Here is a 23,920-nt window from a genome sequence, read left to right on the forward strand (position 1 = left end):
GGGGGCGGGCGGGGGCCTGGCATCCCGGTGCTGATACGCACGCGGGCGCGCGGGTCGCGCGCGGAGTCCGTGGGCGGGGGGCGGGCGAACAGATGCGGGTGATGGGCAGGAATTCGCGCGATGCCGGAGTTTTTGCACTGCGGCATATATAGGTGCCGCGCTGGCTGCCGTTCCTAGGGGCTGAACCACAGTCACTGGAGCGGCGCGATGGATATCGCTACCCTTGTCGGCCTTCTGGGCGCGGTCGCCATGATCATCGGGTCGATGATCTATGCGGGCGGTGTTTCGCCCTTTGTCGATATCGCTTCGGTCGTCATCGTGTTCGGCGGGACCTTCTTCATCGTGATGATGAAGATGCCGATGGGCGTGTTCATCGGGCATTTCAAGGCGATGGGGAAGGCGTTCAAGCCTTCGACCTTTGACATGCCGGCCGTGGTGGAGCGGATGGTGGAACTGGCCACCGTGGCGCGCAAGGACGGGATGATGGCGCTGGAAGGCCAGCAGGTGCCGGACCGGTTCTTTGAGCGCGGGTTGCAGATGCTGATCGACGGGGCGGACGAGGCGAAGCTCGTCAAGGCGATGAAGCAGGAGATCAAGGCGATGAAGTCGCGCCATGAGGGCAATCACAGCGCGCTGAAGGCCTGGATCGACTATGGCCCGGCGATGGGGATGGTGGGAACGCTGATCGGCCTTGTGCTGATGCTGGGGAACATGTCGGACCCGAAATCCATCGGCCCGGCCATGGCGGTGGCGCTGCTGACGACGCTTTACGGCGCGCTGATCGCCAACGTCATCTATGGGCCGATCCTTTCCAAGCTGGAAGGCTATACCGCTGATGAGGTGGCCTATCGGGAACTGGTGATCGAGGGGCTGCGCGGCATCGCCCGGGGCGACAGCCCGCGCAGCGTGCAGGACCAGATGGTGACGGCCCTGCCGCCCAAGGAGCAGGCGCGGCTGATGGCCGCCTGAGGACAGGATCATGGCAGCCGCGAAGATCGTCGCCCTGAAGGCCGTGCCCGTCGTCCCCGAGGAGGAGGATGAAGAGCAGAAGGCCTGCCCGCCGGTCGGCGCACCGGCCTGGCTTGCCACTTTTGCCGATATCGCGACGAACCTGATGGCCTTCTTCGTGCTGATCCTTGGCTTTGCGAAATTCGACGAAGTGAGTTTCAAGAAGATGGCCGGGTCGATGCGCGAGACCTTTGGCACCGAACTTGTCGCGCCGCTGCTGGAGAATCCGGAAGGTGGCACGGTCCTTGAAATGAGCTTTCAGCCGCAGGGCCTGCCGCCGGATTCCGTGCAGGGCGAGGAGCCGCCGAAAGGGGATGAGGGGCCGTGGCAGGACCGGGACGGCGAGAGCGACAGCCGCAGCCCGGCGGAGCAGTTGCAGGAGAAGGTGGCGCAGGCCGCCGCGAAGGCATTGATGGATGCGCTGGCATCCGGCGAGGTGAAGGTGGAGCAGGGCAAGTCGCAGGTGACGATCCGCCTGCCGGAGGGCGAGAACCAGCCGAGCGCCGAAGAGGTGGCGGATGCGCTGGCACGTCTGGCGAAGACCGACCCCCAGCCTGTCGAGGAACCGACATCGGGCGCCACGAATGACAGTGCCGAGCAGGTGGCCGAAGCCACGACCCCGCCGGATCAGCCCGCCGAGGAAGGCACGGGCGAGGCTGCGCCCGGAACCGGTGGCGCGGGCGGCACGGGCGAGGCCGGGCGCGGCACCAGCCCCGGCTTTGCCGAGGCGAAGCTGGGCGTGGCGCTGCGCGACCAGAATGCGCAGGGCCTTGTCGAGGTGGAGCGGCGGGACGGATCGGTCTTTGTCACGGTGGGAGCGGGCGGGTCCTTCACGCCCGGATCGGCAGAGCTGACCGAAGAGGCGCGGGAGATTCTGGACCAGATCACGCAGAACGGGCTGGCGCCCGGCGCGCGGATCACGGTGACGGGCCATACCGACAATGTGCCGCTTGGCAATTCGCCCTTCGGCGACAATTTCGGCCTGGGCGCAGCGCGGGCCTCTGCCGTGGCGCAGGAGATGGTGCGCAGCGGGCTGGTGCAGCCCGATCAGATCAGCGTGGTGTCGAAGGGCGAGACGGAACCGGTGGCCGACAACGCGACGGAAGAGGGCCGGGCGAAGAACCGACGGGTCGAGATCGAGATTGATTATGACGGCACGGCGGCGGAGTGATCCCTGCCCGTCGGGCGGGACACTAACACAGGCGGCGGTTGTGCCGTTGATGGATGCGCAAGGAGAGGTCTGACCCATGACGGTGGATATCCTTTCGTCGCTGAACAAGAACGGCTCGGGGTTGAACCTGCGGGAGCTGACGGCTTCGCTTGTGTCGGCGGAGATTGATCCGCTGAAGGCGCGGCAGACGGCGCGTGTCGAGACGGCGAATACGCAGATCTCGGCCTTTGGACAGATCCGGTCGCAATTCGCCGCCTTGAACAGTGCGGTTTCGGTGCTGCGGGAAAACCCGGTGCTGCGGGCGACGTCGGGCAATAGCGGCGTGGGGGTGACGATCACCGATCCGTCGAAGATTTCCAACCAGACCATGTCGATCGGCGTGGAGCAGGTGGCGCGGCGGCAGGTGCTGGAATTCAAGGGCTTTACCTCGCCCGACCAGACGGTGGGGGCCGGGGCGTTGCAGGTGGCCATCGGGGTCTGGTTCGAGGATGACAATGGCGACCCGGCCTTCGCGGTGGACCCGTCAACGACGGTGAGGACGCTGAACATTCCGGCGGGTGCGACGCTGTCCATGCTGGCCGAGACGCTAGATGTGCTGCCGGGGCTGTCGGCGCGGGTGCTGGACAAGGGGGATGGCACCTTCTCGCTGGGTGTCGTGTCCGAGACGGGCGCGGCGTCTTCGTTGAATTTCTCGGTGACGGAGACGGCGGCCGGGCTGGCCGCCTTTGACACCAATACCACGATCGAGACGGTGCAGATCCAGTCGGCGCAGGATGCGGTGATTTCGGTGGACGGGATTGCCGTGTCGCGGCGGACGAACCTGATCGACGACCTGATCCCTGGCGCGACGCTGGACATCACGGCCCCGGCCGGCACCACGACCACGGTGGAATTCGCCCGCGATGAAGAGACGGCCAAGCTGAACATGCAGGCGCTGGTCGAGCAGGTGAACAATACGCGCAAGCTGCTGAACGACCTTTCGGCCAAGTCCGTGGGGGATGTGGAGGCGGGGGCGCTGGCCGGGGACCGGCTGATCGAGAAGCTGAAGGCCGATCTGGCATCGCTGATCTCGGCGCCGATTGCAGGGTTTGGCAGCAGCGCGAAGCAGTTGTCGGATTTCGGGGTGGTGACGAACCGGGACGGGTCGCTGCGGCTGGACAATCTGCGGTTCGAGGAGGCCTTCGCGGCCGATCCGGCAGCCTTTGACATGATCTTTACCGACCGGTTCTCGGCGTCGGATGCGCGGGTGACGGTGGGCGGGGTTCTGGGATCCGCCACGCAGGGGGGGACCTTTGCCTTCCGCCGCGATGCAGTGACGGGGGTGGCCACGCTGAATGACGAGCAGTTGTTCCGGGTGCCGCAGGCCGACGGGCAGGATCAGTACTTCATGTTCGGCGGCCGGCTGGCGGGGCTGAACATCACGGTGCCATCGGATCTGACGGAGACCGATGTGCGCTATGGCAAGAGCTTCCTGACCGCGCTGGAGACGATGCTGGACACGGCGCTGTCTTCGGGGGCCAACAGCATCACCGAGCGGGAGACCCAGTTGACCAGCCGGGTGACCGAGGCGACCGAGCGGCTGGAGTTTCTGGATGCGCGGGCGGAGCTGCTGGAGAAGCGGTATCTGTCACGCTTCACGGCGATGGAGACGGCGATTGCCGGGCTGCGCAGCACGGGCAGCTATCTGGATAACCTCGTGGCGCAGTGGAACAAGTCGGATTGAAGAAGGGCCGCCGTCAGAGAAAACTCTGAGGGCGGCCCGAGTCCTTTTCCGTCGCGCAGGGGAAGACGCGGGAAAAGGAAGGTCTGTCAGGCGGCGAGGCCGCGGCGGATGCCGAATTTCTTCATCTTTTCGATCAGGGTGGTGCGGCGCAGGCGCAGCGCATCGGCGGCCTGGGCGACATTGCCTTGCCGCTTGTCCAGCGCGGCCTCGATCAGCGCGACCTCGATGTCGCGGATGTAGCCGCGCAGGTCGATGTCACCCAGACGCTGAAGCGCATCGTGGAATTGCGAGGGATCGGGCAGGTCGCCCTTGGCCTGCGGGGCGGGCGGTTCGGGCATCGCGATATCGGCGGTTTCGGGATCGGGCATTTCCATGCCGAGGAGGTTGTCGCGGACATGGCGCGCGGTGACCATGCGGCCCGGAAGCATCACGAAGGCGCGCATCAGGACGTTCTTCAATTCGCGGATATTGCCGGGCCAGGCATGGGCCGCCAGCGCGCGGATCGCGCCCAGATCGAAATGCGGGGGTTCGGCGGCCGGGTTGGCGGCGCTGTATTCCTCGATCAGGCGGGCGAGGATGAGGGGGATGTCGGCGGTGCGTTCCGCAAGGCTGGGGACGGTCAGCGGGAAGACCGAGATGCGGAAGAAGAGGTCGGCACGGAAGGTGCCTGCGGCCACGGCGGCGTTCAGGTCGCGATGCGTGGCGGTGACGAGGCGGAAATCGACGGTCTGTTCGCCGGTAGCCCCCAGGCGCTGGATGCGGCGGGTTTCGAGGACACGCAGGAGTTTGGCCTGGAGGGCGAGGGGCATGTCGCCGATTTCGTCGAGAAAGAGGGTGCCGCCGGCGGCCTGTTCGATGCGGCCCGGGCGGGCGCGTTCGGCGCCGGTGAAGGCGCCCTTCTCATGGCCGAAGAGTTCGCTTTCCAGAAGCTCGGCCGGGATGGCGGCGCAGTTGACGGCGATCAGCGCGCCCTTGCGGCCGGAGGCGCGATGCAGCGCTTCGGCCACCAGTTCCTTGCCGGCCCCGGTGGGACCCCGGACGAGGACGGCGGCGTCGGACACGGCGACGGCGGCGATCATCCGCTTCAACTGACGCATCGGGGCGGTTTCGCCGACGATGATGCGATCGACCATGGTCACGGGAACGGGCAGTGCTTGGGCGGAAACATCACGGTCAATCCAGTGCGTCGTCATAAGAAATCCCCTACGGTTCACGAGGATGGATTCATAGCGGCAATTGGGACGATTCAATGACGCCGCGGGGGAAGGCGGATTTGGAAAGGGATGGGGGGCGGACGGTCGGACAGGTGCGCCCCATACTTTCGGATGCAAAATTTCTGTATAAACTACAATGCGTTAACCCGGACTACACCAATGGTTTACGGCGTATCTGCCAGCAGTTCACGCATCGCTGACACTTCGGACCAGCGGTGACGCAGGCGCGGGGGCAGGTTCTCGGGCAAGGCGAGCGTCACGGTGGCGGCGGCGACGACCTGCGGCAGATCGGGCGCGGCGCGGCGGGGCGGGATGGCGGGCGCGCGATCCGGGCGGGGCGGCGGGGCGCGATCGGCACGGGGTTCGGGCAGATCGGACGGGGGCGGCGGTGCCTCGGCCAGCGCTTCGGGCGGGGGCGCATCGGCGGGGGCATCGGCCTCCAGGCTGTCGAAGGGGGTTTCGCCTTCCCAGCCATCGGCAGGCGGGGCGGAGGCGAGCGCGATGAGCGGCGATCCGGCATGGGCGAGGATGCCGTCGAGTTCGGTCGGGATGGCGGTCAGGAGGGTGCCGCCTTCGGGCAACGCACCGCCGCCCTCTTCGGGGGTGAAGCGGAAGGAGGAGCGGGCCGCGATGACCTTTTCCAGATAGCGGCGGCCACGTTCGGGATCGGTGGAATGATAGGCGGAGGCCGCCACTTCCCAGGAGCCGAGGCGGGCGTGCAGTTCCGTCATGAAGCGGGCGGCGTAGCGGGTGTTGCGGACAGGGTCGATCATCTCTTCCGGCGAGGCGAAGCCGGCGGAGTGCCATTTCCAGTTCAACTGCATGCAGCCGATGTCGATATTGGTGACGCCGCGGGCGAGGGCTTCGGCCAGATAGGCGAGCGCCTCTTCGCGGGTGTCGAAATACATGCCCTTGCCGCCTTCGTTCAGCGTCCAAGGCCAGGGGGCGATGCCGCCATTGCCGGTGCCGCGCCCGGCCTCGACCAGCGAGATGGCGGGGAGGAGACCGTCGGGAAGACCCGCCTCGACCCCGGCCTCATGCGCAAGGCGGGCGCAATCCTGCGCGGCGGCAAGGCCGGGGGCAAGGAGCGCGAGGGACAGAAGGAGGGCGCGGCGGATCATGCCCGCCCTGTTGCAAGGGGCGGGCCAGATGCGCGGGATCAGCGGATATAGTCGAAGAGGGAGGAACCGTTGATCTTGACGAAGGTCTGCTGCGACGCCTGTTCGGTGAGCAGAAGCTGCTGGACCCGCGTGATGGCGGCGGCGACGTCGAGATCCTCGAGCCCTGCGACGGCCTTGTCGATGCGGAGCTTGCGATCGGCCAGGACGGCGGCGTGGTCTTCGGCAAGGCGGCCGAGGGCGCCCACTTCGGCCCGCTGGGCGGCGGCATGGGTGATGGCATCGCCGAAGAGCCCCACAAGGCGGGTGGCAGAGATGGCATCGTTGCGCAGGAGCGTGCCGGTGCCGCGCGGTTGCAGGCTTTCATCCAGCGCGACGAAGCTGGCGACCGGGGTGCGAGGATTGCCGGGCTGATCGAAATTGCCGATGCGGATGTCGCCCAGGCCGGTGAGCACGAAGCCGCGCCCGTCGGCGGAGAGGGTGGCGGTGACGCCTGTGGTGGGGGTGGCGGCGTTGATCGCGGCGAGCATCTCGTCAGGGGCGCCGGTCATCACCTCGGCGGAGATGCGGGCGGTTCCGGTGGGGCCGGTGAGATCGAAGGCCATGTTGGCCGGGGTGCGGGTGGTCATCGGGGTGAACAGGCCGCGTTCGTTGACCTCGCTGAAGGGGCGGGCGGTCTGGAGCGGAATGGTGAGCGAGGCGATGAGATCATCGACCATGGCGAAGAGGCTTTTCGCGCCGCCGTCATCGGTGGGGACGGACATGAAGACCTCGGACCCGTTCAGGCCGGTGGCGAGGGTGGCGGTTTCCGTCAGCCGCAGCGTCGGGCGGCCGCCATCGCCCCGATATTCGACGCCATCCGGGCCATCCGCGAAGGGTTCGCCACTGCCGAAACCTGCGAAGAGCGGCAGGCCGAAGGTATCGCGCGCATTGGCGACAGTGAGGAGCGAGGTGCGGAGCGACACCGCTTCGGCCCTTAGGCCGGCGAAGCCTGCCTCCGTCAGCGTGTCATTGGCGGCCTGAAGCGAGATCTGCTGGAAGGCGCGGACGATGTTGCCAAGCTCTGCCATCTGGAGATCGGCCTGGTCGAGCCGGTCGGCGGCGAGTTCGGCATTGTCGGTGAAGCGTTCGATGGCGCCGCGCTGTTCGGTGACGGCGGAAAGCTTGGCCGCGCGCATCGGATCGGCCGAGGGGCGGGGATCGTTCTTGCCGGACGATATCTGCGCCTGAAGATCGGAGATTTCGCCCGAGAGGCGGTTGAAATTCTCCATCGTGATCTTGCCGAACAGGGCGTTGCCGATGCTGGCGGTCATGGGCGGGGCCTTTCAGTCTTGGGTCAGAGCGAGGACAGGAGCGTGTCGAAGAGTTCCTGCGCCACCCGCATGATCTGGGCGGCGGCGTTGTAGTTCTGTTGCAGTTCCAGAAGGCGGGCCGCTTCGGCATCCAGATCGACGGCCCCCTGTTCGGCATCGGCGCGGCGGATGGTGTCGTGGACGGCGGTGCGGGCCGAAACGCGCTGTTCGGCGGCGGCGGCGCGGGTGCCGACTTCGGATTGCAGGTTGGACAGGATCGAAGCGAAGCCGCCCCTGCCGGTGGTGACATCGGCGAAGCGCAGGCCGAGGATCGCGTCCAGCGCGCGGCCATCGTTGCGGCCATCGGTGTTGGGGGTGAGGCGGAAACTGTCGCCCGTGGCCGGATTGCCGGTGACGGAGATGGAGAGGCCGTCGATGACGGTGCCGCCGGTGGAATCGAGGACGCGGGTGCCGATGGAATGGCCGGTGGCGATGTCGAAGAGGCCGACGCGGTTGGTTTCGGCATCGAGCACGCGGAGTTCGACCGATGGCAGGAGGCTGGGCGGCGGGCCTGCGGTGATGGACCCGGCAAGGCGCAGGTTGCTGGCGCCGGTCATCACGACGATGAGGTCTTCGGGCGGCAGGTTGGTGAGGTTCAGCCGCTGACCGGCGAGGGAGGAGGTGGTGACCGGGATGTCGAGCGCGCTGCCATTGGCGGAAAGCGCGGTGAGGCTGCCGCCATTGACCGAGATGGCGGCGCCGAGGGAGGCGAAGCCCGCCGCCTGGGCCCCCGGCAGGATGCGGGCGCTGGCCGAGGTGGCCGGCAGGGACAGGGTGATCGCGCCGGTGCCATCGACAGAGGCCGTGCCGGGGAAACCGGGGGGAAGGGTGACGGTGGGGCCGCCATTCACGGTGAGGGTGTAGAGGGTGCTGCCCACCTCGACCTGCATCGGGACGGGGAAGGGGCCGGTGGCGGGCTGGCCCGTCAGGCGCGATTGCGGGAGCTGCGCGGGGGCGAGGCCGAAGGCGGCGGCGGAGGAGGTGTTGGGGATGGAGAGGAACCCCGCCTCGGTGCTGCCGCCGTTGACGGTGAGTTGCAGGCGGTTGGACGCATCGAAGCTGGCCGAGAGGCGGCCGGTTTCCGGGCCGCTGACCTGCACCGTGCCGCCCTGCATGCGCAGGACGTAATCCTGCCCGTCGAGGCGGACGACAGTGGAGGTGCCGTTGGCCGGCAGCGTGCCGACGGCCGCGCCGGTGAGCCCGGACTGCGGCATGTCTTCGCGCAGGAGGGCGGCGAGGCCCGCAGCGACATCGGCGGAGGAGGCGGCGGCAGCAGTGGCGGTGTTGAGCGTGACGCTGCGCCCGCCCAGGGTGAGGCCGTAATTCGTGGGGCCTGCAAGCGCGCCTGTGGCGGCGGCGGTGGAGCCGTCGATGGCGGGATCGAAGTCGAAGGTCAGGGTGCGGCTGGCCCCAGCCGCCGAGGAGGTGGAGGTGACGAGCCCGCCTTGCAGCGCGTCGGCAGTGGAATCGATGCGGGTGGCATCGAGTGTCACGGTGAAGCCCTGCGATTGCGTCAGCCGGACCTGGCCGGAGATGCGGGCGGCCGAGGCCCCGGCCCCGAGCGTGACAGACGCCCCGGCGACCTGCCCCTGGTCGGTGGCGGGCGTCAGGCTGACGGTGCCGCCACCATCATGGGAGAGGTTGGTGATGCGGAGATCGGCCCCGCTGGGGTGGGTGAGCAGAAGGCGGGTGCCATCGGGGGAAAGCTGCGCGCTGATGCCGGTGGAACCGGTGAGCGCGTTGACGGACAGAAGGAGCGAGTCAAGCCGACCGCCCGCCACATCGCCGCCGACAACCAGCGGTGTGCCATTCGTCCCTTCGATCTGGAAGGCGACGCGCCCGTCGCCTGCGACGGTGAGCAGGGCGGAGGTGGAGGCGGTCGCCTCCAGACCCGGATAGACGTCGTTCATCATCTGCGCGAGGCGCTGCGCGCTGCTGCCGGGCGGCAGGGTCAGGGCGATGGGCGAGGCGCCGGGTTCTTCGAGCAGGATGTTGCGGGCAGGCGAGGCTACGGCCTCGACCGTGCCGGACCAGGTGACGGGGGCATGGGGCGAGAGCGTGACGGATTGCAGGCCGGAGGCCTGATCGCTGTCGAGGGTCAGGCCGCGATAGCCGACGCCGCCCGGCGCTTCGAGATAATCGGTGACGTATTCGGCGCCGGGGAGGAAGCCGTTCGCTTCGGTGAAGAGGAGCGCGATATCGGCGGCGGACATCGGGGTGCCCGCGATCTGGCGGCCTTCGCGGGTGAAGATTTGCAGCGTGCCGCCCTGGGCCGCGCCGGGGGTGACGGTGGCCCCCTGCGCGTCGAGCGTGGCAGAGGTGATGTTGCCGGTGTTGCGCGACAGGGTCAGCGCGCCGTCGGTGCCTGCGGCGGCAAGGCCGAGCGAGGCGAAGGTTTCGCCCGCGGCGGTTTCGAACTGGCCCGAGGTGAGGGCGGCGGCAAGCTGCGCGACCGTCCAGCCTGCGGGACGGGGGCCGCCCCCGGCAAGGGTGGTGAGGTTGAAGGTATGGGGCGTGCCGTCCAGCGTGACGGTCAGGCTGCCCGTGCCATCGACGGCGGCATCGGCAAGGGCGAAATCGGCGGTGGATTGCGCGCCGAGGCTGGCAAAGCTGGCGGCGGTGGTGCCGGCGGGGATGTAGCCCACGACGCCGGAGGAGAGGAGCGTGACGGCCCCTGCCGCGGTGTTTGCCCCGGCGAGGATGGTGGAGAGTTGCGGCACGGTCGGAGGGGCGACGGTCGTCGCCGCCATCGCGACGGCGCCGGAGCCGGTATTGCCCGCAGCGGGCGCAACGAGGGTTGCGACGGCGGCGGCAAGGCGTTCGGGCACTTCGGGCAGGAAGCGCATGTTGATGGCGAGGCCGGTGGTGGGCGTGAAGGTGAGGCGGTCGCCTTCGGCGGGTTCGCCGTCGATCTCGATCGTGACGCCGGGCAGAACGAGGAGGCGGTCGGCGCTGCCCAGGACATTGCCCAGCGCATCTTCGGCGCGCCAGACGCCCAGGGTCTGGTCGCGGATGAGGGTGATGGGACCGGTGGTGTTCGGGCCGGTGGGGGTGATTTCAGCACGGGCATAGCCCTGGTTGCCCGCCGCGCGGGTCATTTCCCAGCCTTCGAGCGAGAACATGTCGCCGCCCGGCGCGCCGGTCAGATCGAGGCCGATGGAATGGACGGCGTTCATCTCTCCGGCCATCTTGCGGGCGAGGGCGTTCACCTCTTGCAGGGCGGTTTCGATGGCGCCCAGCGCGGTGACATAGCCGCCGAGCGCGCCCGTCCCGATCATGCGCGTGTCGCGGGTGGTGCCTTCCCGGTCGATGGTGAGGGTGAGGTCGGTGGTGCCGGAGACGGAGAGGGTGGCCGGGCCGCCGGGACCAAGCAGGAGGGGCCCGCCGCCATCCACCCCGAGCGTGACGGTGGCGCGGCCCTCGGGATCGAGCGCGACGGAGATGCCGATGTTTTCGGCGAGGCTGCCGAGCAGCCGGTCGCGTTCGTCATGCAGCGGGTTCAGCGCCCCGACATTGCCGGTGTTCGAGGTGAAGCGGAGTTGCAGTTCATGCAGGTCGGCCAGGTCGCGGCTGGCCTGGGCGGCGGCGGCCTCGGCGGCGTTGAACGTGTCTTCGCGCAGGCGGATCAGCCCTGCGGCGATGCCCTGGAAGGCGGAGGCGAGGGTGTTGCCCGCCTCGAGCGTGACGCGGCGGAGGGATGTGTCGGCGGGCGAGGCGGCGAGGCTGCCGATGGCGGCGAAGAAATCCTCGAGCGCGGCGTCAATGCCGCCCGTGCGGGGGAGGAGGACGGTTTCCACCGCGAGGGCCGCGTCATGGTGGACTTCGGCGGAGGAGAGATCGGCAGAGGCGGTGCGGAGGCGCTGTGCGAGGAGTTCGTCGAAGGCGCGGCGGATCTGGTCGATCTCCACCCCCTGGCCGCCGGTGGCGAGGGTGGTGACGGTGGTGCGCGCCCCGCCGATCTGTTCGGTGGTGACATCGCGACGGCGGTAGCCTTCGGTGTTCACGTTGGCGATGTTTTCGCCCGTGACTCCCAGCGCGGTGCGATAGGCACCGATCGCCGAGCGCGCGATGTCCATGATGTTCGACATCAGTCAGCCTTGTAAGCGTTCGTTGCGGCCGAGGGAGGGACGAAGCGCGAGAATTGCCGTTCGACGGCGTCGGCGATGCCGAAGCCGGTGCGGCCGGCGGAGGCGCGGGCGATCTCGGCATCGAAGAGGTCGCGCGTCTTGTCCACCGCGCTGCTGCCGAGGATATCTTCGCCGAGGGAGCCCGCGCGGGCGGATTTGAGGAAGAGGCCGAGGAAGAGTTCCTCGAACCCTTCGGCGGCCTTGCGCAGTTCGGCCTGCTGGTCGCGCAGCGGCGGGGTCAGCGAAACGGGAGGGGAGATGGCCTTGAAATCCATGTCAAATCACCACGAGTTCGGCCCGAAGGGCACCTGCCTCGCGCAGGGCTTCGAGGATGGCGACAAGGTCGGAGGGCGAGGCGCCGACGGCGTTGATCGCATCGACCAGCGAGGCAAGGGACACGCCGGGATCGAAGACGAAGGCGCGGTTGGCCTCTTCGGTGGCGGTGATGGTGCTGTCGGGGGTGACGGTGGTTTCGCCCGGCACGACGACGGTGCCGTCGCCGTTGACGACTGTCGCGCTCTGGTTCACCTGCGGGTCTTCGGAGATGGAGACGGTGAGCGAGCCATGGGTGACGGCGGCCGGGGTCACGCGGACATGGCCGCCGATGACGACGGTGCCGGTGCGGGAATTGACCACGACCTTGGCGGCGGGGGCGTCGGGGGTGACTTCGATGTTTTCCAGCATCCCCATGAAGGTGACGCGCTGGTTGGCGTCATAGGGGGCGCGGACCGCGACGGAGGTGCCGTCCAGGGCGGTGGCGATGTCGGGGCCGAACACCTCGTTTATCGCCTTGGCCACGGCGGCGGCGGTGGAGAAATCGGGGCGGTTGAGGTTCAGGACGAGGGATTCGGTATCGAGGAAGGGGGCTTCGACGATGCGTTCGACGGTGCCGCCGCGCGGGATGCGGCCCACGGTCGGGACGTTGACGGTGAGGGAGGAACCGTCCTGCCCTTCGACGCCGAGGCCGCCGACGATGAGATTGCCCTGGGCGATGGCGTAGATCTCGCCATCCGCGCCCATGAGCGGCGTCATCAGCAGGGTGCCGCCCTTGAGCGACTTGGCCGAGCCGACGGTGGAGACGGTGACGTCAAGCACCTGCCCCTCTTTCATGAAGGGGGGGAGTTCGGCGGTGACCATGACGGCGGCGGCGTTGCGGGCGTTCAGATCGGAGGCTTCGACCGTGAGGCCGAGGCGGGAGATCAGGGATTGCAGGGATTGCAGGGTGAGGCCGGAATTGCCGTCGCCGGTGCCGGAAAGGCCCACGACGACGCCATAGCCCACCAGCGGGTTGGACCGGACCCCGGCCACCGAGGCGATGTCCTTCAGCCGGTCGGCGCTGGCCGGAGGGGCCAGCGCGACGGCGAGGAGGAGGGTCAGGAACAGGGTGCGGATCACAGCGGCGACACCACGTCGAGACCGCGCCGCAGCCAGCCGGGGCGCGAGGTATCATGCACCGTGCCTGCGCCGACATATTTGATCGAGGCATGGGCGATGCGGTCGGAGGGGACGACGTTCTGCGCGTTGATGTCTTCGGGCCGGACGACGCCGGTCAGGCGGACATATTCGTTGCCGTTGTTCAGGGTGAGGCGCTTTTGCCCCATCACTTCGAGCTGGCCGCCGGGCAGGACGCGGACGACCTGCACCGAGAGGCGGCCGGTGAGCGAGTTCGACTGCTGCGCCTGGCCGCGACCGGCGAAGGACTGGTCGGTGCCGTTGTCGAGGAGGCCGTCATCAAGGCCGAGGGTCAGGGCATCGGGCATGTCGAGCGAATAGTCGTTGGAGCGCGAACCCGAGGCGGATTGCGTCTTGGAGGCCTGGAAGCGTTCCACGAACTGGACGGTGAGGATGTCGCCCACCCGGGCGGCGCGGCGGTCCGATGCGAAGAGGCCTGCGGAGGAGGCGGTGTAGATGCCGCCCGTCGGCACGGCATCGCTGTCCATATAGGCGGTTTCCGGGAAGATCGGGGCGTAGGCCTCGCTTTCCTTCTCCTCGATATAGGTCGGCGTGCAGGCCGCCGTGGCGAGGATCAGGGCGAAGGCGAGCGGGGCGCGGTTGGCAGATTTCATCGGTCAGCCTCAGAGATTGTTGGACAGGAAGCGCATCATTTCGTCCGATGCGGAAATGGTCTTGGAGTTCACCTCGTAGGCGCGCTGCGTCTCGATCATGTCGACCAGTTCCTGAACGACATTGACGTTGGAGGATTCGAGCGCGCCCTGCACCAGCTTGCCCATGCCGTCGGCATAGGGGTTGCCGACGATGGCGGGGCCGGAGGCGGCGGTTTCGACGAGGAAGTTCTCGCCGATGGGTTCGAGGCCGCGCGGGTTGGAGAAGGTGGCCAGCGTGATCTGCCCGATCTCCTGCGGTTCCACGTCGCCCGGAAGCTGCACAGTCACGATGCCATCGCCAGAGATGGAGACGGCGGCGGCGCCGTCGGGGATCTGGATTTCGGGCTGCACGACATAGCCCGAGGCGGTGGTGAGCGTGCCGTCGGCATCGCGCGAGAGGGTGCCGTCGCGGGTATAGCCGATGCGGCCGTCGGGGAGCAGGACCTGGAAGAAGCCCTGACCGTCGATCGCCACGTCGAAGGCGTTGTCGGTGGTGACGAGGCTGCCCTGGGTGTAGAGCTTTTCCGTGTTCACGACGCGGACCCCGGTGCCGACGGCGAGCGGCGTGGTGAGCTGCGTGCCTTCAGAGGTGGGGGCGCCGGCCGGGCGGATGTTCTGGTAGAGAAGGGTTTCGAAATTGGCGCGGTCGCGCTTGAAACCCGTGGTGTTCACGTTCGCCAGGTTGTTGGCGATGACCTGCATCCGGGTCTGCTGGGCATCCAGCCCGGTCTTGGCCACGTGCATCGCATCGGTTGTCATCGGGGGCACCTCGGGATGTGTTCGTCATCCGATCTGGTGCAAGGGTCGTGCCATCCCCGGTTGCGATGCGCGCGAAATCAGGGCCTTGGCCGGGATCAGGACTCCGGCATCCGCAGGAGGCGGGTTCCGGCCTCGTCCAGTTCCTTGGCCGAGGTGATGAGGCGCAGGTTGAGTTCGAAGCTGCGCTGGATGTCGATGGAGGTGATGAGTTCCTCGGTCGAATTCACGTTCGATCCTTCGAGGACGCCTTGCAGCACCTTGCCGCCCTGATCGGGGGCGGGCACAGGGCCGCCATTGGCGGGGCGGATCTGGCCGTCAAGGCCCTTTGTCAGGTTCGCCCCGGTGGCAAGGGTGGTGGCGATGGTCGCGATATCCACCCTTTCGCCGGGCGCTCCGTCGAGCGGTTCGATGGAGATGGTGCCGATCTCGTTGACCGTGAGGCTGCGGAAGGGCGGCACGGCGATGGGTTGCAGCGCCTGATCGAGGATCGCATCGCCTGCGCCGGTGCGCAGGATGCCATCGGAGGCGACCTGAAGGTCGCCGCGCCGGGTGAGGGCGGGGGCGCCGCCGGTTTCGGGGCGGATGTAGAACCAGCCCTTATCGGCAAGCGCGATGTCGAGGGGCTGGTCGGTCTGGTTGAGAAAGCCCGATTGCCGCGAGAAGGCTGCATTCTCTTCCGGCACCTGGAAGGCGCGGGCCTGGAGATCGCCCTCTTCTTCCAGCACGAAGGCCTGCCCTTCCGGCAGATAGTCGCGGCGGAAACCCGGGACGTTCTGGTTGGCAAGGTTCTGCGCGGTGGCGATATGCGCGCCGCGCAGATTGGCAAGGCTGTTCAGCGCCGTGTAGATCAGGCGATCCATTCAGCGGCCTCAGGTCCGGATGTTCATGATCGTCTGCATCAGCGAGGTGGAGGTTTCCATCGCCTTGGCAGAGGCCTGATAGTTGCGCTGCGCCGAGATCAGGTTCACCAGTTCCTCGGTCAGTTCGACATTGGAGCGTTCGAGCGCGCCCGAGCGCAGCAGGCCGAAGCCCGAGGTGCCGGGCGTGCCGGTGATGGGAAGGCCGGATTCGGCGGTTGCGGAATAGGTGGCGTTGCCGTTGATCTTGAGCCCGCCGGGATTGGTGAAGTTGGCCAGCACGATCTGGCCCATCGGCATCCGGCCGTTGTTGCCATAGGTGGCCCAGACGCCGCCGGTTCCATCGAGTTCGAGGTTGGTCAGACGGCCAGCCGAGGCGCCGTTATGCGTGGCGGTCTGCACGGCGAAGGGATCGTCCGAGAGGCTGGACCCACCGAGGTCGATGATGAGGCCGTCGGTGCCGAAGGGCAGGGTCTGGCCGGCGGTGATGTCACCATTGGCGTCGAAGGTGATGCGGTTCTGCGTGGCCGGGGCGGTGGGGGCGACCTCGGTTCCCTGCACGAGGAGGCGCACTTCGAAGATCGTGTCGGTGGAGACGGCATCGGGCGAGGCGATCTTGATGAGATAGGCCTCTGCCTCGACCGGCGTGCCGGAGGGGCCGAAGAGCGGGATGGGCGTGCGGGTGGCGTAGGTGGTGGGATCGGCCGGGTTGAAGGCGACGGTGGGCGGGACGGCGGCCTGCTGGCCCAGCATGGCGTTGTCGGAGGGGAAGTTGAGTTCGAGGTTGATCTCGGTCGAGGCGACGGGCGTGCCCATTTCCAGCGGAATGGTCAGCGGGCGGGCCTGCGCCATGTCGAAGGTCAGCGGGCGGCCGTCAAGGCCGACGGGCCAGGAAAGCAGCGCACTGCCGGCCGAGTTCACGACATTCCCGTCCACATCCATGGTGAAGGCCCCGGCGCGGGTGTAGCGCATCTCGCCCGCGGCGGTGTTCGGGTCGCCGAAGGACTGGATGGCGAAGAAGCCCTGCCCTTCGATGGCGATGTCGAGCAGGTTGCCGGTCGTCACCACGTTGCCCTGGGTGAAATCCTGCGCGACGCGCTGCACCTGCACGCCGGAGCCGATGGCGGTGCGCTGGTTGGCGAAGGGCGAGGAGGAGAAGACATCCGCGAATTCCACCCGGCTGGAGCGGAAGCCCATGGTGCCGACGTTGGCGATGTTGTGCGAGGTGGCGGAGATGTCGCTTTGCGCGGCCATCAGGCCGGAGAGGGCGGTGCTCATGGACATGGGGGGTATCCTTACGTTTCGTGTTTTTTGCTGCCTTAACGGACGGCCTCGACTTCCAGCGCGTTGAGCGCGCCGTAGTCTTCGACCTGTAGGGTCATGTCTGCGCCGCTGCTTCCGGTGGTGGCGGAGAGCACGCGGGCGAAGACGGAGGGACCGACCTGGGCGGTACCCTCGGAAGTGGTTGCGGAGACGGAGACGCGCAGGGGGCTGCGCGCCTCGGCCATGCCGGGCGGCAGGTCGGACCAGGAGAAGCCCATCAGCCCGGCGGGTTGATCGGCATAGGTCTGGGTATGCAGGAGCGCGCCGGTCGTGGCGTCGGAATAGCTGACGACCACAGAGCTTGCATCGGCGGGAAGGTCCACCACGCCGTTCACGCTGCCATCGGGGCCGGGGCGGGCGATGTTGCCGGGGACCAGCACCTCATGCCCCAGAAGGTTGGCGGCGGTGGCGATGCGGAAGTCGCCCATCCCTTCGGTAAAGCCGGAGAGGGTTTCGTTGACCTTCTCGATCCCCGAGACGGTGGAGAATTGCGCGAGCTGGGCGAGGAATTCGCCATTCTCCATCGGTTGCAGCGGGTCCTGGTTGCGGAGCTGGGCGAGCATAAGGGTGAGGAAGTCCTGCTGGCCCAGCGCGCCGCTGAAATCCGTTCCGGCGAGGCTGGAGGCGGTTGCCGTGGTGGCCCCCGTGGCCGTGGTGCGGGCCGAGCCGTTGAGATTGACGTTACCGGTGGTGGCGTCGATGCTGATCATGGTGATCCTTTCGGGGTCCGGGCACGGGCTACGGGGTCACGGGTCGGTGGGTCATGGGGGGACGTGTCACTGGGGGATGTGTCACTGGCCCATCTGCATGGTTCGTGCCATCAGGGCGCGCAGCGTGGACATGGTTTCAAGCGTGTTCTGGTACTGGCGGCTGGCTTCGACCATTTCGACCATCTCTTCTTCCGTGTTCACCGCGGCGGCATAGACAAACCCTTCGGGATCGGCGTCGGGGTGATCGGGGCGGAAGATCTTTTGCGGTTCGCGGTCGAGCATCACCACATCGGCCACGGTCGCGGTGGAAAGGCCCTCTTCGGCGCGGGCATATTCCGTTTCGAAGACCGGGCGCATCGCCTTGTAGGCATCTTCGGGGGTGGCGGCAACGGAGCCCGCATTGGCGAGGTTGGAGGCCACGGTATTCATGCGGACCATCTGCGCCGAAAGGGCGCGGGCGCCGACGTCGAAGACGTTGCGGATCTCGGTCATCCTTATTCTCCCTTGATGGCGGACATCAGGCCGGAAATGCGGCGATTGAGGAAGGTGAGGCTGGACTGGTAGCGGACGGTGTTTTCCGCGAATTCCATCTGTTCGACGCCCAGTTCGACCGTGTTGCCATCGAGCGAGGCGGTGACCGGGACGCGGTAGCCGAGATTGCCATCGGCCAGCGTGCCGGCGAGGTGGCCGGGCGCGGTGCGGGCCGGGCCGGTGGTGCCGCGGGCGCGGGCAAGTTCGGCCTCGAAGTCGAAATCGCGTGCCTTGAAGTTGGGGGTCGCGGCATTGGCGATGTTGGAGGCGAGGATTTCGCCCCGCTTTTCGCGCAGGACGAGGGCTTGGGCGTGCAGGCCTATCGATTCAGCGAATCCAACCGTCATTAGAGTCTGTCCTCCGGCGATGGGTGCCGATCCGGTTTTCTGGACGGACTGGCCCCTTGATCGGGGAGAGATGTGCAAGGGGCGTGCCAAGTGGCGGCGCGCGGGGCTGTGCAGGAGCGGGAGATGGCGGCGGCGCGGAAGAAAAGGGCGCATCAGGTGGTGGCCAAGGCGCTGTTGAAGGCGGTGGCGGACCTGCATCCGGATGCGGCGCTGGAGGCGCTGGCCCCGTTCTATGCGCGGGAGCGGAACGCGACGCGGCGGCGCGCGATCCGGGCGGTGCGGATCAGCCTGATGCGCAAGGCGCTGGACGCCCCGCCGCCGGTGGTGAGCCTGCCCGAGCCGGTGGTGGAGCCGGAACCGGTGCCGGAGGTGGCGACGGAACCGCCGCCGCCGCCGAAGCCTGCACCGAAGGGGAAGCTGCTTTCGATGAACCTCGAAGAGGCGGCAAAGCTGTTGATGATTGCGCCGGAGCCCGAAGTGGCGGCGGCGCCCGCCCCTGCCCCGGCGGAAGCGGAGCAGGCGGAACCCGAGGCGGCGGAGGCCAGCCCGGAATTCCAGCCGATGGATTGGGCGGCGGCGGCAGCGGGGCTGGCAGCGCTGGACCTGCCGGAGGAGGCGGAGGTTGCGGTGGCGGACCTGCCGATCCTGATGGTGGCCCCGGCCGCCGCGCCGGTTGCCGGGCAGACGGATGACGCGACGGCGCAGGGCGGGCCGACGTCCGATCCGGAGGGGGAGACCCCTGCCAAGGCGAAGAAGAAGGGCGGGACAGCGGCCAAGGCGGCGATACCCGACCTTTCGGCGCAGTTCGCGGCCATGTCGGGTGACGGGCTGGAGGCGCTGACCAACCTGCCGACCGGGCCGAAGGCGGATGCATTGCCCGCCGAACTGGATGAAGAGCTGCGCGCCCTTGAAGGGTTCGAGCCGGTTCTGGAGCCCGTGACGCCGATCCTGAGCATCGACCCGGCGGCGGCTTTTGCCGAGATGGAGGCGAAGGAGCCGCCCCCCGCAAAGGCGGCAGTGGCGCAGATGGTGGACCCCGGCGCGGCCTTTGCCGCGATGGATGCCGCCGAAAGCCCGGCACCGCCTGCGGCCAAGACCCCCGGCAAGGGGATGATGGCCGATCCGGCAGCGGCCTTTGCGGCGATGGAGGCGGAGGAGCCGCCCCCGGTGAAGGCGGCGATGGCGCAGATGGTGGACCCCGGCGCGGCCTTTGCTGCGATGGATGCCGCCGAGAGCCCGGCACCGCCTGCGGCCAAGGCACCCGGCAAGGGGATGATGGCAGACCCGGCAGCGGCCTTTGCGGCGCTGGAGGCGGCAGAGGACGCGGATGCGCGGGCGGCGGCACCGGTGGCAGGCAAGCCCAAGCCTCTGGCCATCGACCTGTCGGCGCAATTTGCCGCCATGTCGGGGAATGAGGACGGGAAAAAGGCGGGTTAGGCCTATTCCGCCGCGGCGCGGGGCACGGAAAGCGAGAGGCCGTTGTCGCGCAGGGCGCTGACGGTGCGGGGGATGACGCCGCGCAGGGTGACAAGGGCGGCAGCCTCGCCTGCCGCATCGGCGGCCTGGGCTGCCCGTTCAAAGGCCACCAGCGCGCCATGCAGGCCGGAGAGGCCGATGGCGGCAGCGGCACCTGCCGTCTTGTGGGCGACCTTCGCGGCCTCGTCATGCCGGCCGGCGGCGGAGAGGTCGGAAAGCTGGGCGGCGACGGTTTCGGTTTCGCCGATCAGCTTGTCTGCAAGGCGTTCGACAAAATCGCGGCCCATTTCATCCAGCGTTTCGCGGAAGACCTCGCCGTTCAGGACGGGGGGATCGGCGGGGGTCGCCACGGCTGGAAGGGTGCTGCGCAGGCGGTTGCGCGAAATACCGCGGGAATAGGTGGTGAGGATGCCCATGAGGGCGGCGCGGGTGATGGGCTTCACCAGCACGTCGGTCATGCCCGCGCCGAGGAATTCGGGCATCTTGTCGGGGCTGGCATTGGCGGTGACGCCGATGATGGGCACATTGCGCGAGGCACCGTCGCGGCGGATGAGGCGCGTGGCTTCCAGCCCGTCCATGCGGGGCATGGAAATATCGGTCAGGATCATGTCGAAGGCGGTTGTGGTGGCCTTTTCGACGGCCTCGATCCCGTCCATGGCGGTGGTGACGGTGTGGCCGCGCAGGCGCAGCATTTCCGTAAGCAGCAGGCTGTTGATCGGGTTGTCCTCGACCACGAGGATGTTGAGGGCGGGTTGCTCTTCCTCGGGGGTCGTCTCTTCGGCGGTGGCGCCGGCGCGGGTTTCGGCGGCGACGGGAAGGGTGACGTCGAAGGTGAAGGTGCTGCCCTTGCCGAGTTCGGAGGCGACGTGGATGGTGCCCCCCATCGCCTCGGCCGACAGTTTGGCGATGCCGAGGCCGAGACCTGTGCCTTCGCGCATCCGGGCGTAGGAGGCATCCAGGGTTTCGAAATTGTGGAATATCCGTTCGAGATCTTGTTCGGCGATGCCGATGCCGGTGTCGATGACCGAGATCGAGAGCGCGAGGCGGCGGCCATCCTCTTCCAGACGGGGGTTGATGCGGACGGTGACGGAGCCTGCATCGGTGAACTTGATGGCGTTGCCGATGAGGTTGTAGAGGACGCGCAGGAAAAGCTGGCGCGGGGCCGAGACGCGGGGCAGCGGTTCGGCCGGTTCCTCGAAATGCAGCAGGTTGCCGCGCTTGCCCGCCTGCGGCTGGTTCTGGAGCATGAGGTCGCGCACCACCTGCACCGGCGAGAAGTCGGAGACCTGATAGCTGGCCGACTGATCGGAGCCGAGGCGGGTGAGTTCCAGAACGTTGTTGACCTGATCGAGCGCCGCCCAGCCGCAGGAGAGGACAATTTCCGACAGCCAGCTTTGCCGCTGGTCAAGGTCGGTGGAGGTTTGCAGCAGTTCCGTCGCGGCAATGAGGCCGTTGAGGGGGGTGCGCATCTCGTGCGACATGACGGCGAGGAAGCGGGACTTCGCCTCTTCGCCCTTGAGCGCGTCGTTTCGGGCCTTGCGGAGGCTTTCCTCGCGTTCGATGCGTTCCGAGACGTCGCGGATGAAGGCGATGAACATGGGTTCGCCACCGGCACCCTGCGCCTCGGCCAAGGCGACTTCGACGGGGGTTTCGCTTGCATCGGCACGGCGGCCTTGCATCAGGAGGCGGCCATCCTGAAGTTCCGGCGATCCGGACCGGTAGAGGCTGCGCAGGAGGGTGAGCGGGTCGTCGGTGCCGGCGTGATGCAGGAGCCGATCGACGGGGACGCCGCGCAGGTCATCGCGCGAGATGCCGAAAAGCTGTTCGGCGGCGCCGTTGCAATCGGTCACGGCGCCCTGGGCATCGGCGATGATGAGCGCGTCGAGCGAGCTTTCGATCACCGCGCGGAGGTTGTGGACGGCGCGTTCCGTGGTTTCCGAGCGGCGACTTTGGGCGCGGTTCTGGAGGATGATGACCAGAGAGAGCGCCGCCATGAGGCCGAGCAGGCCCAGCGCGGCGGCGGCAAAGACCTGGAGCGAGCGGCGCAGTTCGTTGCGCCGCGCATCGCCGTTGGCCATGAGCGTCTGGAGCGAAGAGACGACCTGGGCGCGCACGGTTTCGGCCACCGTGACCATTTCTTCCTGAAGCGCGGGAATGGCCGCGGCGAGCGTGGCATCATCGGCGTCGATGATCGGGGTCACGCGGTCGAAGAAGGCGCCCTGCGTCCAGAGCGACTCGCGCAGGGTTTCGTTGATCGGGAGGTGGTTGAGCTGGTCGGATTTCGCAAGAACGCTGAAGCGGCTGTAGAAGATGTCGAAGGCGAGGCGGAGGTCATCCAGCGCCTTTGGGTCCTCGGGTCGCTGGGCCGCAAGGATCACGGCGCGCTGAAGCTTTAGCGTGTCCACCTCGACCTGGGCCATGGTCCAGGTGACATTGTCGGAATTGACCGAGGAGGAGCGGTCAAGCTCGCCGTCGATCTGGAGGAAGACATAGCCCATGGCGGCCAGCGTCACGACGAAGGTGAAGGCGAGGGTGAGATGCCGAACCCGCACCGCGGCGCGGTGCAGGCGGCCTTCCTCTAGCGCTTCGTCGAAGAACTTCGTCATGGCTCGGGCCCGGGTGGTGGCGTCCGGCACCCGGGCAGGATGCCGGGGCCGGGATTATTCGGCGATCGTCAGCTTGGATAATTGCCAGATGCTCCAGCCATAAACCAGTTCGGTTTGGTACTTCGTGTCGGAATCATAGGGAAAGAGGATCCAGAGCGGGCCCTTGTCGCGGCGCGAGAAGGTTTCGCCGTCGATATGATAGGCGACGATGGGCGCGGCGTCTTCGATGGCATCAATCGGGATGTCCACGGCATAGTTGTTCAGCGCGGTGGCGGTGATCTTGCCACCCTCGGCGCCGACGGCATCCAGCAGGGCCTTGAGCGGCACGCCGTCGAAGCGGTGCATCCCATCGGTCCAGGTGGTGCTGGTTTCGAAGCCGGCGGCGGGCATGGCCATCAGCATGTCGAGATCGAACTGGGCGCTGCCATCGGCATTGGTGTTGGCGATGTTGCCGTCAATCGTGAGGATCACTTCGCCGGTGGGGGCGGCAATTTCGGCCTGGCTGGCGCCAAGGCCGGCAAGCACGAATGCGAAAGCCGCCGCGAGGCGGCCGGCAAGGACGGAAATCTGGGGCATCGGAAGCTCCGCTAGAGGGTCGGTCGGCGCGGACGATAGCAAAACAGGGGGTTTTCTCCATTCCAATTCCGGATGCCTTCCCATACAAAAGTATGGTAATCTTTCAACTTAGTCGGGATTGGTAGCCGATCTATTTGTTTTAAAACGTGTAGGACGTATTCTTGCAGGTATGTGCCGCTGCGGAAGGCGGGCAGCGGGGGTTGGATACGCCCGAATGTCGCCCATAGGCGCACAGAAGGAATTGGAGGGCAGAGGCAGATGGCTATGCTTGGCGGTGCAGGAAGCGGGAAGGTCCGCATCCTGATAGCGGACGATCACGAAATGGTGCTGGATGTGTTCGCGATGTATCTGTCTTCGGCCCCCGACATGGAGGTGACGACGGCGAAGACGCTGGACGAGGCCGTGGACTATATCAATTCGGACGGTCCCTATGACGTGGTGCTGCTGGATTTGAACATGCCGGGGATGAACGGCGTGGCGGGGCTGCGCAAGGCGATCAAGTCGAATGGCGGCAAGCCCGTGGCGATCATCACCGGGAACCCGACGCCGCGCATGCTGGACGAGATCATGAATGCCGGGTCTTCGGGGATCGTTCTGAAGACGACGGGGGTGCGGTCGCTGGCCAATGCCATCCGCTTCATGCATGCGGGCGAGCATTACATGCCGCTGGAACTGGTGCGCGAGCGGCACAATGCCGGGCGGCAGACCAAGAACGGGCGGCTTTCGGACAAGGAGATGATGGTCCTGTCCTATCTGGCCGAGGGCAAGCAGAACAAGGAAATCGCCAACGACCTGAAGCTGGCGGAGCCGACGATCAAGATGCATGTGACCAGCATCTGCAAGAAGCTGGCGGCGTCGAACCGGACGCAGGCGGTGATCGTGGCGCGGGATCTGGGGTTGATCTGAGCCCTGGCGTG

Annotated in this window: 20 protein-coding genes; 5 read left to right on the forward strand and 15 right to left on the reverse strand. The window is 67.4% G+C overall.

The window, feature by feature from the left end; all coding sequences use genetic code 11:
- Nucleotides 1-207: 207 nt before the first annotated feature.
- The 3 genes from C0V75_RS14620 to fliD all read left to right on the forward strand — a co-directional run bounded on the left by C0V75_RS14620 (nt 208) and on the right by fliD (nt 3,902).
- On the forward strand, nt 208-969 hold the full coding sequence (locus C0V75_RS14620) for a motility protein A (RefSeq protein ID WP_101921680.1): 762 nt from the start codon (nt 208-210) through the stop codon (nt 967-969).
- 10 nt (nt 970-979) lie between these two features.
- Nucleotides 980-2,179: an OmpA family protein gene (locus C0V75_RS14625; RefSeq protein WP_254216480.1), complete on the forward strand. Its 1,200-nt coding sequence runs from the start codon at nt 980-982 to the stop codon at nt 2,177-2,179.
- A 76-nt stretch (nt 2,180-2,255) separates the two neighbouring features.
- Complete coding sequence (gene fliD, locus C0V75_RS14630) at nt 2,256-3,902, forward strand: flagellar filament capping protein FliD (RefSeq protein WP_101921682.1); 1,647 nt, start codon at nt 2,256-2,258, stop codon at nt 3,900-3,902.
- An 86-nt stretch (nt 3,903-3,988) separates the two neighbouring features.
- On the opposite strand, the gene C0V75_RS14635 is transcribed toward fliD, so the two are convergent.
- The 13 genes from C0V75_RS14635 to flgB all read right to left on the reverse strand — a co-directional run bounded on the left by C0V75_RS14635 (nt 3,989) and on the right by flgB (nt 18,345).
- Nucleotides 3,989-5,035, reverse strand: a complete 1,047-nt coding sequence (locus C0V75_RS14635; RefSeq protein ID WP_254216493.1) for a sigma-54-dependent Fis family transcriptional regulator — start codon at nt 5,033-5,035, stop codon at nt 3,989-3,991.
- A gap of 245 nt (nt 5,036-5,280) precedes the next feature.
- Nucleotides 5,281-6,237, reverse strand: a complete 957-nt coding sequence (locus C0V75_RS14640; RefSeq protein ID WP_101921684.1) for a transglycosylase SLT domain-containing protein — start codon at nt 6,235-6,237, stop codon at nt 5,281-5,283.
- Between the two features lie 38 nt (nt 6,238-6,275).
- Nucleotides 6,276-7,547, reverse strand: coding sequence for a flagellar hook-associated protein FlgL (gene flgL / locus C0V75_RS14645; RefSeq protein WP_101921685.1), 1,272 nt, complete (start codon nt 7,545-7,547; stop codon nt 6,276-6,278).
- 23 nt (nt 7,548-7,570) lie between these two features.
- Nucleotides 7,571-11,674, reverse strand: a complete 4,104-nt coding sequence (locus C0V75_RS14650; protein ID WP_101921686.1) for a flagellar basal body protein — start codon at nt 11,672-11,674, stop codon at nt 7,571-7,573.
- Entirely contained in the window at nt 11,674-11,988 is a 315-nt protein-coding gene (locus C0V75_RS14655; RefSeq protein WP_101921687.1) for a rod-binding protein, read from the reverse strand. The genes C0V75_RS14650 and C0V75_RS14655 overlap by 1 nt, the downstream gene beginning before the upstream one ends.
- Before the next feature lies 1 nt (nt 11,989).
- Nucleotides 11,990-13,108 (reverse strand): flagellar basal body P-ring protein FlgI, encoded by a 1,119-nt coding sequence (locus C0V75_RS14660; protein WP_254216481.1) that lies wholly within the window; start codon nt 13,106-13,108, stop codon nt 11,990-11,992.
- The gene (locus tag C0V75_RS14665) at nt 13,105-13,779 is read right to left on the reverse strand and encodes a flagellar basal body L-ring protein FlgH (RefSeq protein WP_101921688.1); all 675 of its coding nucleotides are present in this window, start codon (nt 13,777-13,779) and stop codon (nt 13,105-13,107) included. The genes C0V75_RS14660 and C0V75_RS14665 overlap by 4 nt, the downstream gene beginning before the upstream one ends.
- Nucleotides 13,780-13,788: 9 nt before the next feature.
- On the reverse strand, nt 13,789-14,577 hold the full coding sequence (flgG, locus tag C0V75_RS14670; protein WP_101921689.1) for a flagellar basal-body rod protein FlgG: 789 nt from the start codon (nt 14,575-14,577) through the stop codon (nt 13,789-13,791).
- Between the two features lie 95 nt (nt 14,578-14,672).
- Nucleotides 14,673-15,437, reverse strand: a complete 765-nt coding sequence (locus C0V75_RS14675; protein WP_101921690.1) for a flagellar basal body rod protein FlgF — start codon at nt 15,435-15,437, stop codon at nt 14,673-14,675.
- A 9-nt stretch (nt 15,438-15,446) separates the two neighbouring features.
- Nucleotides 15,447-16,718, reverse strand: coding sequence for a flagellar hook protein FlgE (locus C0V75_RS14680; RefSeq protein ID WP_101921691.1), 1,272 nt, complete (start codon nt 16,716-16,718; stop codon nt 15,447-15,449).
- Nucleotides 16,719-16,753: 35 nt separating this feature from the next.
- Nucleotides 16,754-17,467: a flagellar hook assembly protein FlgD gene (locus tag C0V75_RS14685; protein ID WP_101921692.1), complete on the reverse strand. Its 714-nt coding sequence runs from the start codon at nt 17,465-17,467 to the stop codon at nt 16,754-16,756.
- Between the two features lie 81 nt (nt 17,468-17,548).
- The gene (flgC, locus tag C0V75_RS14690; protein WP_101921693.1) at nt 17,549-17,959 is read right to left on the reverse strand and encodes a flagellar basal body rod protein FlgC; all 411 of its coding nucleotides are present in this window, start codon (nt 17,957-17,959) and stop codon (nt 17,549-17,551) included.
- Between the two features lie 2 nt (nt 17,960-17,961).
- Nucleotides 17,962-18,345, reverse strand: a complete 384-nt coding sequence (flgB, locus tag C0V75_RS14695) for a flagellar basal body rod protein FlgB (protein WP_101921694.1) — start codon at nt 18,343-18,345, stop codon at nt 17,962-17,964.
- A gap of 90 nt (nt 18,346-18,435) precedes the next feature.
- On the opposite strand from flgB, the gene C0V75_RS24125 reads away from it, so the two are divergent.
- Nucleotides 18,436-19,782, forward strand: coding sequence for a hypothetical protein (locus C0V75_RS24125; RefSeq protein ID WP_173861079.1), 1,347 nt, complete (start codon nt 18,436-18,438; stop codon nt 19,780-19,782).
- Nucleotides 19,783-19,784: 2 nt separating this feature from the next.
- On the opposite strand, the gene C0V75_RS24130 is transcribed toward C0V75_RS24125, so the two are convergent.
- On the reverse strand, nt 19,785-22,427 hold the full coding sequence (locus C0V75_RS24130) for an ATP-binding protein (RefSeq protein WP_101921695.1): 2,643 nt from the start codon (nt 22,425-22,427) through the stop codon (nt 19,785-19,787).
- Nucleotides 22,428-22,481: 54 nt separating this feature from the next.
- A complete protein-coding gene (locus tag C0V75_RS14710) occupies nt 22,482-23,003 on the reverse strand; it encodes a molybdopterin-dependent oxidoreductase (protein ID WP_254216482.1) in 522 nt (173 codons plus the stop codon).
- A gap of 258 nt (nt 23,004-23,261) precedes the next feature.
- On the opposite strand from C0V75_RS14710, the gene C0V75_RS14715 reads away from it, so the two are divergent.
- Complete coding sequence (locus tag C0V75_RS14715; RefSeq protein WP_254216483.1) at nt 23,262-23,909, forward strand: response regulator; 648 nt, start codon at nt 23,262-23,264, stop codon at nt 23,907-23,909.
- Nucleotides 23,910-23,920 lie beyond the last annotated feature (11 nt).

It is taken from the genome of Tabrizicola sp. TH137 (genome assembly GCF_002855575.1).
Taxonomy (GTDB): Bacteria; Pseudomonadota; Alphaproteobacteria; order Rhodobacterales; family Rhodobacteraceae; genus Paragemmobacter.

Excerpts from the sequence above, each read along its gene's own strand:
- C0V75_RS14620 (WP_101921680.1), top strand. The coding sequence starts at position 208 with ATGGATATCGCTACCCTTGTCGGCCTTCTGGGCGCGGTCGCCATGATC.
- C0V75_RS14625 (WP_254216480.1), top strand. The coding sequence starts at position 980 with ATGGCAGCCGCGAAGATCGTCGCCCTGAAGGCCGTGCCCGTCGTCCCC.
- fliD (WP_101921682.1), top strand. The coding sequence starts at position 2,256 with ATGACGGTGGATATCCTTTCGTCGCTGAACAAGAACGGCTCGGGGTTG.
- C0V75_RS14635 (WP_254216493.1), bottom strand. The coding sequence starts at position 5,035 with ATGGTCGATCGCATCATCGTCGGCGAAACCGCCCCGATGCGTCAGTTG.
- C0V75_RS14640 (WP_101921684.1), bottom strand. The coding sequence starts at position 6,237 with ATGATCCGCCGCGCCCTCCTTCTGTCCCTCGCGCTCCTTGCCCCCGGC.
- flgL (WP_101921685.1), bottom strand. The coding sequence starts at position 7,547 with ATGACCGCCAGCATCGGCAACGCCCTGTTCGGCAAGATCACGATGGAG.
- C0V75_RS14650 (WP_101921686.1), bottom strand. The coding sequence starts at position 11,674 with ATGTCGAACATCATGGACATCGCGCGCTCGGCGATCGGTGCCTATCGC.
- C0V75_RS14655 (WP_101921687.1), bottom strand. The coding sequence starts at position 11,988 with ATGGATTTCAAGGCCATCTCCCCTCCCGTTTCGCTGACCCCGCCGCTG.
- C0V75_RS14665 (WP_101921688.1), bottom strand. The coding sequence starts at position 13,779 with ATGAAATCTGCCAACCGCGCCCCGCTCGCCTTCGCCCTGATCCTCGCC.
- flgG (WP_101921689.1), bottom strand. The coding sequence starts at position 14,577 with ATGACAACCGATGCGATGCACGTGGCCAAGACCGGGCTGGATGCCCAG.
- C0V75_RS14675 (WP_101921690.1), bottom strand. The coding sequence starts at position 15,437 with ATGGATCGCCTGATCTACACGGCGCTGAACAGCCTTGCCAATCTGCGC.
- C0V75_RS14680 (WP_101921691.1), bottom strand. The coding sequence starts at position 16,718 with ATGTCCATGAGCACCGCCCTCTCCGGCCTGATGGCCGCGCAAAGCGAC.
- C0V75_RS14685 (WP_101921692.1), bottom strand. The coding sequence starts at position 17,467 with ATGATCAGCATCGACGCCACCACCGGTAACGTCAATCTCAACGGCTCG.
- flgC (WP_101921693.1), bottom strand. The coding sequence starts at position 17,959 with ATGACCGAGATCCGCAACGTCTTCGACGTCGGCGCCCGCGCCCTTTCG.
- flgB (WP_101921694.1), bottom strand. The coding sequence starts at position 18,345 with ATGACGGTTGGATTCGCTGAATCGATAGGCCTGCACGCCCAAGCCCTC.
- C0V75_RS24130 (WP_101921695.1), bottom strand. The coding sequence starts at position 22,427 with ATGACGAAGTTCTTCGACGAAGCGCTAGAGGAAGGCCGCCTGCACCGC.
- C0V75_RS14710 (WP_254216482.1), bottom strand. The coding sequence starts at position 23,003 with ATGCCCCAGATTTCCGTCCTTGCCGGCCGCCTCGCGGCGGCTTTCGCA.
- C0V75_RS14715 (WP_254216483.1), top strand. The coding sequence starts at position 23,262 with ATGGCTATGCTTGGCGGTGCAGGAAGCGGGAAGGTCCGCATCCTGATA.